The 15611-nt window shown below is 53.6% G+C and carries 10 protein-coding genes; 7 read left to right on the top strand and 3 right to left on the bottom strand.

Annotation, left to right across the window (positions count from 1 at the left end):
* Positions 1-124 precede the first annotated feature (124 nt).
* Positions 125-1639, top strand: a complete 1515-nt coding sequence (locus R3C20_17395; protein MEZ6042282.1) for a Gfo/Idh/MocA family oxidoreductase — start codon at positions 125-127, stop codon at positions 1637-1639.
* 102 nt (positions 1640-1741) lie between these two features.
* Positions 1742-3613: a Xaa-Pro dipeptidyl-peptidase gene (locus R3C20_17390; protein ID MEZ6042281.1), complete on the top strand. Its 1872-nt coding sequence runs from the start codon at positions 1742-1744 to the stop codon at positions 3611-3613.
* 34 nt (positions 3614-3647) lie between these two features.
* Here R3C20_17390 and R3C20_17385 read toward each other — a convergent pair whose 3' ends face one another.
* Entirely contained in the window at positions 3648-4826 is a 1179-nt protein-coding gene (locus R3C20_17385) for a Gfo/Idh/MocA family oxidoreductase (protein ID MEZ6042280.1), read from the bottom strand.
* 248 nt (positions 4827-5074) lie between these two features.
* Here R3C20_17385 and R3C20_17380 point away from each other — a divergent pair, with 248 nt between their 5' ends.
* The 4 genes from R3C20_17380 (at position 5075) to R3C20_17365 (ending at position 10681) form a co-directional block, all read left to right on the top strand.
* Positions 5075-6997, top strand: a complete 1923-nt coding sequence (locus R3C20_17380) for a hypothetical protein (protein MEZ6042279.1) — start codon at positions 5075-5077, stop codon at positions 6995-6997.
* 121 nt (positions 6998-7118) lie between these two features.
* Positions 7119-7940, top strand: coding sequence for an enoyl-ACP reductase (locus tag R3C20_17375; protein MEZ6042278.1), 822 nt, complete (start codon positions 7119-7121; stop codon positions 7938-7940).
* A gap of 454 nt (positions 7941-8394) precedes the next feature.
* Positions 8395-10113 (top strand): solute:sodium symporter family transporter, encoded by a 1719-nt coding sequence (locus R3C20_17370; GenBank protein MEZ6042277.1) that lies wholly within the window; start codon positions 8395-8397, stop codon positions 10111-10113.
* 4 nt (positions 10114-10117) lie between these two features.
* Positions 10118-10681, top strand: coding sequence for a thermonuclease family protein (locus R3C20_17365; GenBank protein ID MEZ6042276.1), 564 nt, complete (start codon positions 10118-10120; stop codon positions 10679-10681).
* A gap of 35 nt (positions 10682-10716) precedes the next feature.
* Here R3C20_17365 and R3C20_17360 read toward each other — a convergent pair whose 3' ends face one another.
* Positions 10717-12309 (bottom strand): sulfatase, encoded by a 1593-nt coding sequence (locus tag R3C20_17360; protein MEZ6042275.1) that lies wholly within the window; start codon positions 12307-12309, stop codon positions 10717-10719.
* Positions 12310-12644: 335 nt separating this feature from the next.
* Between R3C20_17360 and R3C20_17355 the strand changes: the two genes are divergently transcribed.
* On the top strand, positions 12645-13655 hold the full coding sequence (locus R3C20_17355) for a DUF1571 domain-containing protein (protein ID MEZ6042274.1): 1011 nt from the start codon (positions 12645-12647) through the stop codon (positions 13653-13655).
* An 87-nt stretch (positions 13656-13742) separates the two neighbouring features.
* On the opposite strand, the gene R3C20_17350 is transcribed toward R3C20_17355, so the two are convergent.
* Entirely contained in the window at positions 13743-15539 is a 1797-nt protein-coding gene (locus R3C20_17350) for a serine/threonine-protein kinase (protein ID MEZ6042273.1), read from the bottom strand.
* Positions 15540-15611 lie beyond the last annotated feature (72 nt).

Here is a 15611-nt window from a genome sequence, read left to right as displayed (position 1 = left end):
AATACGGTCCTATGCACGCTGAGTCAGGCGGTAAATCGCCGTTTGATGGATCGAGCCCACCTCTAATCTACTAATCTTCCGGCCCGCCATAACCCTCCAACGAAGATCTGGGAGCCCATTGCCGATGACCACATTTAATCGTCGTAATTTTCTTCGAACGTCAGCCGTCGCTGCTGCATCAACCGTATTCGCTGCTCCGGCTATTGGACGCGCCGGTACGTCCGCCAACGCAAAAATGGGCGTCGTTGTTGTGGGCGTGAATGGTCGCGGTTCATCACATATTGATGCCTACCTGAGCGATTCCCGCACAGAGATCCGCGCCATCGTTGATGTCGACGAGGCCGTTGGAAACAAACGTTGTGATGCAATCAACGACAAACAGGGACTGCGACCAAAACTGTTTACCGACATGCGCAAAGCCTTCGAAGACAGCGCGCTGGATGTTGTGAGCACCGCAACCCCAAATCACTGGCACGCCCTGACGGGCATCTGGGCCATGCAGGCCGGCAAAGATGCCTACGTCGAAAAGCCAGTCTGTCACAACGTCTGGGAGGGGTCGGCTCTGATTGCCGCAGCCCGGAAATATGGTCGAATGTGTCAGGTAGGAACTCAGTGCCGCTCCAGCCAGGCCATTAAAGACGCCTTTGCATTTATGAACGCGGGTGGCATTGGCGAAGTGAAGTTCGCTCGAGGGTTGTGTTACAAACGTCGAAAATCGATTGGTGCTTTGGGAGACTACAAGATTCCTGACAATGTCGACTTCGATCTCTGGTCAGGTCCGGCAACGCTCACCAGCCCGAAGCTGACTCGTGAAAAATTCCACTACGACTGGCACTGGCAGCGACATTACGGAAATGGTGACCTTGGCAATCAGGGACCACACCAGACCGATGTCGCTCGCTGGGGACTTGGCATCGACAATCATCCGACCAATATCTTTACGTATGGCGGACGCCTGGGATATCAGGCGGAAAGAAAGGACCCAAATTACGTCGACGCTGGGGACACCGGAAACACGGAGGTCACGGTTTATGATTACGGTGACAAATGCATCGTTTTCGAAACGCGCGGATTGAGTGTTGATGACAGCGATGACACGGAACTGAACAAACTGTTCCAGAGCACCAAAGGCAACAAGATCGGTGTCGTATTTTACGGAACAAATGGCTACCTGACGCAGGTCAGCTATTCCCACTGTATTGCATTCGACAAAGAGATGAACATCATCAAAGAGTTCAAAGGGGGAGGAGACCATTTCGGGAACTTCCTGTCCGCGTGTGAGTCCCGAAATGTCAAGGACCTGAATGCCGACGTCCGCGAAGGCCATCTTTCCGCTGGAATGAGTCACCTCGGAAACATCTCCTATTACATGGGAGAAAACAACAAAGTGACTGTCTCGGAACTTTCATCCGTCCTGAGTGGCATCAAGAGCCTGGACGATAACGAAGCGACCCTTCAGCGGACGGTCAAGCACCTGACGAAGAATGGTGTCGATCTGGATAAGTATAAACTTTCACTGGGTGCCAACCTCGCGTTTGATCCGGAGAAGGAAGTGTTCACGAACAACAATGCTGCCAACGCTTTATTGACTCGTGAATATCGCAAACCATATGTTTGCCCTCTGGCGAAGGATGTCTAGCATCATTCTGACTCAGGCCCGTCGTTCTGTATGACGGGCCTTTTTCATCACGCCAGTCGTGCAGCAGACAACATCCCCCTCCCTGTTATTGAGCGCCAAGAGATGGCTAACACGTCAACCTTTCGCATCGCTTCTCTGGCGGCGGTTGTCCTGACCGCATCGATTTCTCCTGCGGAAGACTTTGAGGCCAGGCCCATCTTTAAAGATGGCGAAGCACAGGTCGTAGACGCATTCAAGGACTCGAAAGACTGGATTCGACATCATCTTTGGGTTGAGACGGAATTCGATTCCGACGGCGACGGTAAACTCGACCGAATGCACGTTGACGTCACCAGGCCGAAACAAACGGAGTCAGAAGGCCTGAAGGTTGCAGTGATTTATGAAACCAGTCCGTACTACTGCGGAACTGCAAAGAACGCGAAACCGTATTTCTGGGATCCGCAACACAACATCGGGGCGACTCCTCCTCCGCACGAGCTACCTCAGCCTATCGAGTTCGACAAGGATCGAAGCTCGATATCCAAATCCCACGTAAATGACTGGGTCCCACGCGGATTTGCCGTCGTTCATTCGTGTTCACCCGGAACAGGACGATCTCAGGGATGCCCAACAGTCGGTGGCGATAATGAATCGCTGGCCCCCAAGGCCGTCATAGACTGGCTGAATGGCCGAGCAAAAGGGTATACGACCCCGGATGGTAACGAAGAAGTGAAGGCGACGTGGTCGACCGGGAAGGTCGGTATGACGGGCACTTCTTACAACGGTACCCTGCCGCTTGCGGCAGCAACAACCGGAGTTGAAGGACTTGAAGCCATCATCCCGGTGGCCCCCAACACTTCTTACTACCACTACTACCGTTCAAATGGTCTCGTTCGCCACCCCGGTGGCTACATGGGCGAAGATATCGATGTGCTTTACAACTTCATAAACAGTGGAGACCCAGCGCGGCGCTGTGATTGTGACAAGAATGTTCGCGACGCCGAAATGATCAAGCACCTGGACCGCGTCACCGGCGACTACAACAGTTTCTGGGCCGGTCGCGACTATCTGAATGAGATGGGCCCCATGAAAGCTGCTTTGCTGATGTCGCATGGCTTCAATGACTGGAATGTGATGCCCGAGCACAGCTTGAGAATTTACGAAGCCGCACGGGCGAAAGGACTTCCCACACAAATCTTCTATCATCAGGGCGGACATGGCGGACCACCGCCACTGAAAATGATGAACCGATGGTTCACCCGCTACCTGTATGGTGTCGAAAATGGTGTGGAGAACGACCCCAAAGCGTGGATCGTTCGAGAAGACAAGCAACGTGATGAACCGACGTCGTATCCCGATTACCCAAACCCCTCCGCGATGCCCGTAACACTGTATCCGACGCGCGGGGGCGAACGACAAGGGAACCTCTTGCTGGCCCAGCCGATGAATCAGGGTACAGAGCTGATTGTTGACAACTTTTCATTCGACGGAGCGACATTAGCAAAGGCAGACTGGACGAATCACCGGTTGTTATTTTCAACGCCGGAACTCAGCGAACCAGTGCATATTTCGGGCTACGCCGAAGTCACCATCACTATGGCCAGTGACCGCCCGGCCGCCAATCTTTCGGTATGGCTTGTGTCACTGCCGTGGGACGACAAAGGCAAAATTACAGACAACATTATCACTCGGGGCTGGGCCGATCCGCAAAACCGGGATTCTGTCAGTGAAAGTGCTCCCCTCACGCCGGGGCAATTCTATGACGTCCGGTTTCGCCTTCAGCCGGATGATCAGATTGTTGCCGCGGGCCAGCAAATTGGATTCATGGTCTTTTCAACAGACCGCGACTTTACCCTGTGGCCGGATCCGGGCACCGAACTCACGGTCGATCTGGATCACACCAGCCTCACGCTGCCCGTGGTGGGAGGAGCGGTCGCTTTGGAGAAGGCATTCACTCCAAAGCCAAAACCAGAATCTGAGGTTGAAGCGGACTGACACCGTTCCTCAGGAAGACCCCTGCGAATCAAAACTAAAGTCGGTTCAAAGGATGGTCTCTGCGTTCCAGTGGAAGACTGACGCTCTTGCTGTTCTGACGGTGAGATTCAAACGCTGCGCAGATCATTTCGACAGTCAAAGCCCCGGAGCGGGCGTCACACAATGGCTGACGGTCTTCGTCTACCGCTGCGATCAGATCGTTCACGCCGGCAACGTGGTTATGAACATCAGCAACCCGACCGGGGTGTGGTTCTGGTTTACCCGGACCAGCAGACGTAATTGGCACCCACTGCCTCGGTTTCATATCAACTGCAAAGGGGTTTCCCGAAACGATGTGCGCCACTGGGTTGGCGTCGATATGCAATGCGATAACGCCATCGCTGCCGATGAAATGCATGCAGTAGGAATCTTTCGTTCCATCGTTTGCGATGGAGTCGTATGCGGCGAAGACCCCGGATTCCATCTGGTAATGAGCGTGAACCTCATTTCCGGCGAGAGGCCCCAACGCTTCATTGCCTGGTGCAACATCAGCTGCCGTCACCCTGGCTCCATTTGTCAGCAGCGTCGCAGAGCATGAGAGTGGCTTGCCACCAATATATTCGAACAGGTTCATGACATGGCATCCAAGCACCCATAGACATTCTCCGCCACCTCGGCGATCACCCTTTCCGCGACCACGCATTTCAAGAAGCCGTCCCAACTGTCCATCAGCGATCATCTGTTTGATCAATACAAGAACGGGGTGATATCGGTTCCGATGAGCAACGGCGATTTTCGTACCGGCTTTCAACGACGAGGAAACAATGGCGTCTGCTTCAGCGGGAGTTCGGCAAAAGGGTTTTTCGACGTAGATTCCGCGGACCCCGGACGCAATTGCAGCCATGATCATGTCGAAGTGCTGATCCGGGTGGCGTGGGGCAACGGAGACAAACTCTGGTTGCTGTGCGGAAAGCATCTCCCGGTAATCAAGGTAACCACTGCTGACATTCAACTTCTTAAGTTCCGCGGCGAGACCGGCTTCGTTTCCATCAGAAACACCAACAACCTGAGCGTTGGGGATGTTCTGCCAGACAGTATCAAGCCCATGCCCGTAATTGCCGCGTCCAGTATGCCCCATCACTCCCACTCGACGCGTGGCATCCTGACTCGCAACAGATGAGCCGGCGTACAGTCCTGCGGCAATTGATGAACTCAGAAAGACACGACGCTTCATGATTTGCCCCTGATTGAATTCAAAACTTCGATTGTTGGCATCGTTTTTAGCGAAATCCGAAGGAATTCCCAAGGCTTCCGTATGTATCCCGGATTCTGCGGCATCATTTCAGATACGCCGCAGATGAAACCTCGTATCCCTCACAGTCGACAGCCACTTGTTGTTTTGCTGCTTCGGAATCACAATTCGCACCATTCAGCCGGATGATGTTTTGCTTATTTCTAGATGGCCCCATTGGGATTTGCCTCGTGTCACGTTTGTCTGCGTCTGGTTTGCTGGTATCACATTTACCGATGTTTCGTTGGCTGTGCTGCCTTCTGGTGTTTGCCTTCGCGGCCATGTCGAACGAAGTGATAAGTGCGTCGACGCATCCATTTTCAATTACAGAGACGGATATCTTCGTAACAAAATCCCGTGCAATCATGCGATTGCAGATGTTCGCGGAGGACCTCGTCCTGTTTCATGAACTGGAGGCAAACGAATCGGACGTGGTCCCAGCGTCAGAAATTAAGCGAGGTCTCGAACTTCATCGCGATTTTCTGCTGGAAAGAGTCACTCTGCGTGATGCGCGCGGCGAATTGCTGAAAGGTCACATCACCGATCTGCAGTCGTTTGAGATTCCCGAGGCGGGGATCGCAACAACAGACATGATGCTGCACACGGCGGTCTATCAGATTGAATTTCCATTCGCCGATCCCCCTGAGTTCCTGACGATTCAGCAGGACTTGTCTGATCCGGATTTCGTCACCCCGAGCGAAATGAAACTGTCGGTTCATCAGACAGGAAGCGATCTTACGTTCACTGATTCGATGAAAGCTGGTGCGGCTGTCACATTGCGGTTCGACTGGACCGAAACACCACTCTCTGAAGATGCAAGCGATGAAGAATGGGAATCTTGGTTTGCGAAGCAGCGAGAACAAACGCTGGGGATCATGAGCTACAGCAGCGTGTATTCTTTTATCTACATCGATCCAACAGAGTTACGTCATGAGGTGCTGATTCCGCTTGCCACCCTGAAGACGTTCCTGCCGATCCAGCACAGGGATCCATCGTTCATCGACATCGATGAACAGGATGCAGTGCGAGAGCTGATCCGGAATTGGCTGAAAGATGTCAATCCCACGACTATAAACGGCTTGCACGTGAACCCTGAGTTTACCCGGATTGACCTGCTTGGGCTTGACCAGAAAGACATGGCCGCAAACGCAGAGAAGCGACGGACAAGCCTCGCCAACGGGCGAGTCGGCATCATTCTAACCTATCACCCCTCAGACCGTTTTGTCCGGGCGGCAACGGTGGAGTGGACTCGATTCCATTCCACAATGCGAAAGGTTGAATCGGTGGTCATTGCGGGCGATAAGACACTGCAGCGATTTGAGTTTTCCCGATTTAACAAACCAGCTGACAATACGTTTGCCTGGGAGTGCCCGCCGGAATTTCTACCGGAAACTTTCACCCCCATTCCAGCGGAGACTCCACCTCTGCCAACGATCACAGTCCCCATGCTGTCATTCGGCCTGCTGCTGGGCGCCATTGTATCCAGTAGCGTTTGTTATCTTCTCCGATCCACCGGCAGCCTGATTGGGTTTGGCCGGATTTCGTTCGTTGGGTTAAGCGCCATTCTGCTCATTGTAAGTGCTTGTACGCGTGAATTTGGTATCACTGTTTTCAGGAATCCGTTCAAGTCTCCTCCCCTCCTTGCGACGTCCGATTGCCAGCAGCTGGCGGAGAAACTGCACGCTCGAACCTACAAAGCGTTGGAAGCAGGCGCAGAAGCTCAGATTCTCGATTCACTGGCGACCGCGGTGGACGGACCGCTTCTGGAGGAGCTCTACCTTCAGATGAGACGCAGCCTTGAGCTTCGGGACCAGGGCGGCGCGGTGGCACGTGTAACGTCCGTCACCTATGACAGCGTCGACATTACGCAACCGACAGACATCACCCGTTCCGACGGCGAGAATTCAGACCAGCTTTCGTGGCCGGGATTTGAGGCGGCCATTACCTGGACCGTGGCGGGAACTGTCGAGCACTGGGGACATATCCACGAACGGCAGAACCAGTTTGAAGCTGTTTTTGCTGTGGAACCTGCCAATGGTGCGTGGAAATTCTCCGCCATGGATCTTCGTAGCCAGAAGCAGAAATCTCAACGAACAAATGTTCGCAGGTTTTAGAGCGCTTTCAGAACCGTTGACCAGAGTCTATCCTTCGCACAATCCTGCCACTCGTTCGAGTGTGCAAGCATCCGAAATGTTTCGCTCGAAACAACACTGACATCGTCAAAGGTATATTGAAATGGGACTGTTTACCGGCAAAAAGGGACTCGTTCTGGGGATTGCAAACGAGCGCTCGATTGCATGGGCCATTACGGAAAACCTGCACAAAGAAGGCGCGGAAATGGCATTCACGCACCTTCCGGATTCGGGCGATCGGCCAAAGAACAAGAACAAGGTCGCGAAACTGGTCGAACCCATCGGGGCGAAATTCCTTGTGCCTTGTGATGTCTGCAATGATGACCATCTGGCAGCGGTCATGGATCAGGCGGCAGAACAATTCGGCAAGATTGATTTTATTGTGCACAGCGTGGCATTCGCTCCGCCAGGAGACCTGACCGGGCCAACGTACAACTGTAGTCGTGATGGCTTCAAGACTGCGATGGAAATCAGCGCTTACAGCCTGCTGGCCGTGGCAGGTGCAGCGAAACGCAAAGACATCCTCAGCGAAACCGCCAGTATTCTGACGCTCTCTTACTTTGGCGGCGAGGAAGTCATTCCAGGATACAACATCATGGGACTGTGCAAAGCTGCTCTGGAATGCGGTGTCCGCTACCTGGCCAGTGAACTGGGCCCTGACGGCGTCAGAGTCAATGCAATTAGCGCTGGGCCGGTACGTACCATCAGCGCTATGGGAGTCGGAGACTTTAAGCAGATGCTCGATCTCTATGACGCTGTTGCACCAATGCGTCGCAATATTACGGCGGATGAGGTTGGCAAATCAGGTATGTTCCTGTTGAGCGACCTCGCCAGTGGCATCACTGCCGAAGTCCTGCATGTGGATTGTGGTTTCAGCAAAATGGGCGCGCCTCCCGCTGATTTCGGTCAGCCGAAGGACAGCTAGAGTCGCCGGAGTTGCACTGGCTGACATGATTTCCGGTCGCGGGCCTGTCCCCGGAGTTAACGACGCAACAGCGTCGAGGACCCATGGACGGCCCTCTTCACATTCCGCAGCCAGCGTTCCGGGTCGCGTCTTTCCGGTTCGCTCCGTGCGACGGTACGACCAGGTTTGTTCGCGCGGAGGAGTTCCCATTGTGCGGGCGATAACATAACCGTCCGTTGAAAAACCGGGACAGGCAGGACGATTGGAAACCATCGTGTTTTAAGGTCTCCTGCTCGAGCCAGTCCCGTTTTTGAACAGGCTGATAGATGTCCACACAATGCGGGCGCGTCCTGTGGAATTCTCCGGAAGTCATCATTCTCCGCCGGGCCCGTTTTCATTGGCCTCCACCGACTGGTAACCTACCCGGTCTTCTGTTTCCGTCGTTGGAGCTGTTTGTCGTTGTCGGGATATATTGATGGATCCGCTTACGTTAGGTTCGTTTATCTTCTTCACTGCGCTTGTTGGTGTTATCACATGGGTGCTGACCAGGAGTGATCGCCACGATACGTCAGATGGGTATTTTCTTGCGGGTCGTTCGCTGACTGGCGGATACATCGCCGGCTCACTGCTGCTGACAAACCTTTCAACAGAACAATTGATTGGTTTGAATGGTGCCGCGTTTAACGACGGCCTTTGTGTCATGGCCTGGGAAGTCATCGCGGGCATGTCTCTGGTTGTCATGGCGCTGATCTTTCTGCCGCGTTACCTGAAAAGCGGTATCGCCACCATCCCGGAGTTTCTGGAGCTTCGATACGACACGCATACCCGTACGATCACGTCTATCATCTTTATCGTTGCCTATGCAGGAATCCTGTTGCCGATGATTCTGTATACCGGAGCCACGGGTCTGAATGGCATTCTCGATATCAAATCACTGACGGGAATCGAAAATCAACAAGCAGCTTTAACTCTGATGGTCTGGGTTATCGGGTTGATCGGAGCTGTCTACGCCATTTTTGGTGGACTTCGCACGGTCGCAGTCAGCGATACGCTGAATGGATTTGGATTATTAACCGGTGGCATCATGATTAGCTGGTACGGCTTGAAGGCCATCAATAGCGATCCGATGACGGCCCTGTCGATCCTTCGTGAACAGCATCCCGATAAATTCAACTCACTCGGTGCCGGAAACCAGTCCGTCCCGTTTTCCACCCTGTTCACAGGTGTCCTGCTGCTTAACCTCTTTTACTGGTGCACGAACCAGCAGATCATTCAGCGCACGTTTGGAGCATCCAGCCTGAAAGAAGGACAAAAAGGCGTCCTGTTTGCTGGCGCACTTAAAATTCTCGCACCGCTCATATTGGTTCTGCCCGGGATTATTGCGTTCCATCTGTACTCAGCTGAAGGCATACAAGGGGACCATGCCTATGGCCACCTTGTCCAGGCAGTCTTGCCTTCTTCGCTGCGTGGTTTCTTTGCAGCGGCCGTCGTGGGCGCAATTCTGAGCAGTTTTAACTCGGCTCTGAACAGCACGGCAACGCTCTTCAGCCTGGGTGTCTACAAGAAGATGATCGCTCCTGCCGCAACCGAAGAGGATGTCATCCGTTCAGGGAAATGGTTCGGCTGGATTATCGCGGTCGCAGCCATGCTGTTTGCACCTTTGCTTGTCGGACAGGACAGCATCTTCGGGTACCTGCAAAAAATGAATGGACTGTACTTCATTCCAATCTTCTCCGTGATGATTGTTGGCCTGGTGAGCAAACGCGTACCCGCCATTGCTGCCAATATTGGTCTGGTGGTGGGGTTCGCAGCAATTTCCATCGGCTACTTTGTTCCGGGCATCAAAGATTCCATTGGATCCGGTCCCGGCCAGCTGCATGAATTTCATTTCCTTGGTGTGGTGTTTGCCGGACTCGTTGCCCTGATGCTGGGAATCAGTGCTGTGCGACCTCGAACCACCAACTGGCAACAAATCAACACGCAGCAGGTAGACCTGACTCCATGGAAACCGGCGATTCCATTCGGGCTGGGACTGATTGCCATCGTACTTGGACTTTATGTTTCATTTGCAGACACTTCCGCATTGTTCGCGGTGGCACCTGATGCTGCAGCAGACTCAGCACTGGAAGATGCATCCGATGACACCAGTGGGGAAGTCGCTGATACCTTGAAAGAAGTCACAACGCCGGAGTAGGCGATTGGCACGAGACTCAGGTAAGAGTGATCGTCGCCTCAGAATCCGGCGACTTCGTCCCTCACAGCTGGCAATGCTGGCGCTGTGCCTGCTCATTGTCTCACGCGTCTTGTTGCTTCGTTCAACTTCATTTCCGTCTGTTGCACTCCCTGCCCATTCCTGGAACTCCATTACTGCACGGGTTGGCAGGGTCATTGACGGGGACACTGTTGAGCTAACCGATACGCGGCGAGTCCGACTGCTTGGCATTGATGCCCCTGAGATCTCATACGACAGCACCGCATCGGATTTTTTTGCCGACGAATCGAAATCCTGGCTCCGTGAACAAGTCGACGGGAAAGAAGTCATCCTGCAGACGGGCATGCCGAAAACAGATAAGTATGGCAGGATGCTATCCTGGATCTATCTTCCAGACGGGACATCGATCAACGTTCAATCGGTCCGGTCCGGAATGGCAAAAGTCCTGGCTGACTTTGGATTGCCGGAAGAAATTGAACCCGAACTCCGCAGGGCGGAAGCGGAAGCTCGGGTTCGAAAACTCGGTATCTGGTCCGGGAGAAGACGTTGAGATCGGCAATTTCAACGACCAGATAATAGACGCTTCTACGGAGCCAGACCGATTGGCGCCTTTTTCACCGGCCACTCTTTTTGCAGCAACGCCGCCAACTCCTTCACTTCTGCCGGGTGATCCGCTGCAAGATTAATTTTCTCATGCGGATCGGCGTCAAGGTCGAAAAGCTGCGGGTTGCGTTCGTAGTGAGCATGAGCTTCCGAGTAGCGATCAGGCTTTGCATCATAGGTCAGAAGCAGCTTTCTGCCATTACGAATCACCCAGCGATACATCAACGAAGCTTCAGGGTTCTTTACGTCTGCGACATCATGAGCAAAACTTTCGCCATAGATGTAATCCCGATCGACTTTGCCTTTGCCAGTCAGCAAAGGGACCAGGCTAAGACCAGGCAGCGCCGCTGGCGGTGTTTCTCCGATGGCATCCAGCACTGTGGGCAGAATGTCAACGGAACTAATTCGTTCGTCCTGAATGCCTGTATCGAAGTGCCCAGGCCAGGAGAACATGATTGGGGTTCGCGTGCCACCATCGTATGGGGATTGCTTCGAACGAGGAGCGAATCCCTGTTTCCATCGCGCATCCGGTTTGTTGTCTGCCGTTGCCTGTATCCATCCATTATCACAGACGTATACGATGATGGTATTGTCCGTCATCTTTCTGGCGTCGAGGTGGTTCAGTAATTCTCCACACGTTTCATCGAACCATTCGCACATCGCAAAATACTTTGCCAGTTCTTCCGGGCGCCCCGGCTGACTGTATTTGTCGAGCAGGCGTTTTGGGGGATTGTGTGGCGTATGCGGCAAAAACGGAGCGTACCAGAGAAAGAACGGCTTATTGGCGGCCGCAGCGTCATCGACAAAATCGAGCACTGGTTTCATTCCCTGACGACCAATAGCCAGCCCGTCATCACCATGACGTCCGCCCTTTTGGGGGAATCCCCGAGTCATCCCGGCGGTAAATCCACCACGGGAAAAGTTGCCTTCCCACCATTTGCCACTTTGATGACTGACGTACCCCTGCTTCCCCAGCAGTCTGGGCAACGTGTCACTTGAATCCACATATGAGATCAATTGCTCTCTCAATGCGTTGTATTGAGCAGACGAGAGAGCGGCATTCGGAGCCGGATCATTTCCGGTGACTCCGTGCTGATGCGGGTACTTCCCGGTGATCATCGTCATGAGCGAAGGTCGGCAAAGTGCCGTCGGTACGTATCCTTTCGGAAATACAGCACTCCGAGAGGCCAAACGATCCAAATGCGGGGTCTGAATTGTTTCATGGCCCATGAACCCGTAGTCTGTCCAGGACTGATCGTCTGAGATGATCATCACAATATTCGGAAGCGATGTCGACGGTCGAGTCGGGTGAGGGGCCCCCGCAAACGAACTGCTGAGTCCCAATGGAGTTGTCAGCACCAATAGCAGAATCACTCGTAATGACAGTGCAAACGAGAAAGACAACGTCGGCCGACTCAGGTGCCTGACCGGGATATGAGAACCAAACATAGAAGTGCAAACTCCGGATCGGGGATAGTAAGCGATCATCGACACCGGCAACCGCCGCAGAGTGTCAGATGCAGAAGTGGAGCATAGTCGCACATTAACGGTCAGGCAAAGCAAGTAGTTTGACATTGACCGAAACAGTTTGCCGGATTGAAAGCAGAAACGAATATCGACTCTGTCGCGGAAATGTAAAACCGGCGATTCATGCGGCAAAGAGTGTGTGCTCCTTGACGATGTTTTAGTTGCTTCGCTCACTACTCATCCTGTCCCGCTTGCCGATCGGCAATTTCCGCTTCTGTAGTGAACCAGGCACGAACACAACCGGTAGGGAGACCGGGTACCGCCAGATTCCGAATGAGGAGCCTCGATATTGAATTTGGCCCGTCAAATTCCTGCAATGGCCCGCCAGCCCGAGTCTGTTCAGACGGCGTGGCGAAGCTGTTTCCCCGCGAGGTAATTTCCTGATGACCACCTGTCGTTCCGGCTTCTCTGTTCGTGGTTCCAATTCTTTGGCAATCACAGTTTGCACGGCCAGTTTACTGGCGCTCTACACGAGCTTTGATCCGGTACCCGCTGGCGAAGAACTGAATAACGACAAAGTCACTGCAGCCGCCGAAGTCGCTGCCAACTTCGTTATCCAGGACGAAGTCCCTCTGCCGCCAGATGCGAATGTCACACCCAGTGACCGTAAGATCGAAATAAATGAGCCTGCTGACGAGACTCCCGAGCTCAGGACAAATGCCGGGGTAGTTCTGAGCGATATGGAAGCCATCCAGTTCATGGTTTACCTCCTGAGGGATGGAATGCAGCAGCTGGAAAATGTGAACCACTACCAGGCGTTGTTCACGAAGCAGGAACGCATCAATGGTGATCTGACCGGCAGTCAGACGATTGAGATGAAGGTGCAGCATTCTCCAGCATTCAGCGTCTACATGAAGTGGAAGAACGGAGACGCCGGACGGCAGGTCCTTTACAGCGATCAATACGAAGATGGCCAAATGGTCGTCAAACTGGGTGGACTCAAAGGACGATTGCTGCCCGCTATCAAGCTCGACCCAAAGGGCGAACGGGCAATGTCGGAATCACGATACCCCGTGACCGAAGCGGGGCTTCTGGGGATGATCAAGCAGATCGTTCACCATCGCGAGAACGATCTGAAACGCGGCTATGGCGTCAGATGTCGGCGACTGCCCAATCAGGAATTTGACAATCATGACTGCATGTGCTTCTCGTTCGAATATGAAAACTCAGAAGCACATCCAACCTATCGTAAGAGCATCATTCTTGTCGATTCCCGACGTCACCTGCCTTTGATGGCAAGGAACTTTACCTGGGCCACCGACGCTGAAGGTATGAGCCCGGATGAACTGGACGAGATGACCCTGATCGAAAACTATTCGTTTACATCTGTCAACTTTGACGCAGAACTAGTTGCTGAAGACTTCAGCCGCGAAAATCGAAAATACCGCATGTAAACATTGGATCCTCCTGCAGGGCAGTACACAGACAGAAACCGCATCCGATCGGGAAACCGATCGCGAATGCGGTTTTCTGCATTCTGGTCATTTCAAACTGCGTCGGCCTCTGGCGGTTCGCTGCTGCTGGCGGTAATACTTCAGGCCCGGGAAGAAGAATGTCGAACCGCTGATCAGCCCGAACAGGGCAATACTGAAATTCGGTAAATTGCTTTGCTGCATTGCTGCCATCAGTGGTGAAGTTGCGAACAGCAAAGCTGCCTGGATATAGAAACTGCCGGACAGCATTCCCGCTTTCACAAGAAAGACAATTCCCGCAATCGTCCCGAGTACCGGGGAGAGTTCAAGAACCGACCGATCCATGATCCATTCCACTGCGAACAACATCGTCGAAGCGATCATACTGCCAGCCCAAACGTGAGCAATCTGACGTTCGATGGCTGTGATCGGACCAGCGCGATGTCGAAGATTCCAGAAAATAGCGGCCCATAGTCCCAACCCGACAACCCACAGAGCAACGTATGGGGTTCGATGGTCTACTCCCCAAAGTTGAAATGCGTTGGTGATAAAACAAAGCAGGACGAGCACCAGGCTGTGCCACATCCACAGCAGGCCCCAGTTCTCAAGAATTGCTGCCTGATGCGATTCGCGGAAGAGTCTCGTCATAACCTGCATGACAGTCGATTGTCGAGCGCTAACAGGTTCGCTGTTTAACCATGCCTTCAAATCCGCGGCAAGCTGGTCGGTGGATGAGTATCGCAGGTCACGTGGCTTTTGCAGACACTTGAGAACCACCATCGCGAGGTCGCTGTCGATCGCAGGATTCAGAAGTCTGATCGATGGTGGATCCTGCTCCATCACCATCAGGAGCGTGTCCAGGGGCGAAGCTGCCTGAAATGGCGGACGCCCCGTCAACATCGCATAAAGAATGGCTCCCAGACTGTAGATATCCGTCGTCACATCGATCGACTCAACCTGCCCGGCCGCCTGTTCCGGAGACATCCACGCGGGCGTCCCGAGTATTGCTCCGGTTTGTGTCAGGCCGGACATTGCGGAACCGGCAGTCATCATTCCAGACCGGATCGAATGATGACTTAAGTCCGCAGAGCCGTCCGCACTATGGACACGTTTGGCCAGACCAAAGTCCGTAACAAACGGAACGCCACCTTCTGCAATCAATATGTTGGATGGCTTCAAATCACGATGCAGCAGGCCAGCCCGGTGGGCAGTACCAATTGCATCCACCACAGGCAGCAGAATTGATACGGCATCGCGACTGGAAATGGGGCCTCTGGCCAGCAACTGAGAAAGAGTATGCCCCTCGATCAGTTGCATACTGAACCAGGGCTGACCATTGTATTCACCAACATCATAAACGGGAACAATATTTGGATGTGCGAGACTGGCCGCGGCAATTGCCTCGGCACGCAGACGGGCGAGGTCCTGTGAAGACGCAAAGGCTGCGTTTGGAATCATCTTTAACGCGACGGAACGCTTGAGATCGCGCTGGTACGCGCGGTAGACGACTCCCATCCCTCCGCGACCAATCTCTTCCTGTAACTCGTAGTTTCCAATCTGTGCCCCGGCGGCATTACCGCCGGAAAGACTCCAGTCGGGTGTCTTCAGCGGGCCGGATCCGGTTCCATCGATGATTCTGCTGACTTCAGCGGACTGGAACATCGCGACATCATTTGCAATCATCGCGGTCGCCCACAGCTCACGAAGATCTGCAGCCAGATCCGGGTGCTGCCTGACGGCCATGCTCAATCTGGCATCAGACGACGCTTCCGTGCCACCGTGAAGGACTTCGTCGAGCACACTTGCCAGACGTTCTTCGCGATCCGTTTCCGATTCAGAATTCTTCCCCGAAGTTCTTTCCAACACCAAACGTCTCCCGCAGATGTTGCCTGAAGCAACCCGCAACCCCCGCATCCTGCCAGATTCTGCGATCCGGAT

Source organism: Planctomycetaceae bacterium, from assembly GCA_041398825.1.
Classification (GTDB): Bacteria; Planctomycetota; Planctomycetia; order Planctomycetales; family Planctomycetaceae; genus F1-80-MAGs062.
Note: the sequence above shows the minus strand (reverse complement) of the source record. Positions and strands in the feature narration are given on the sequence as shown.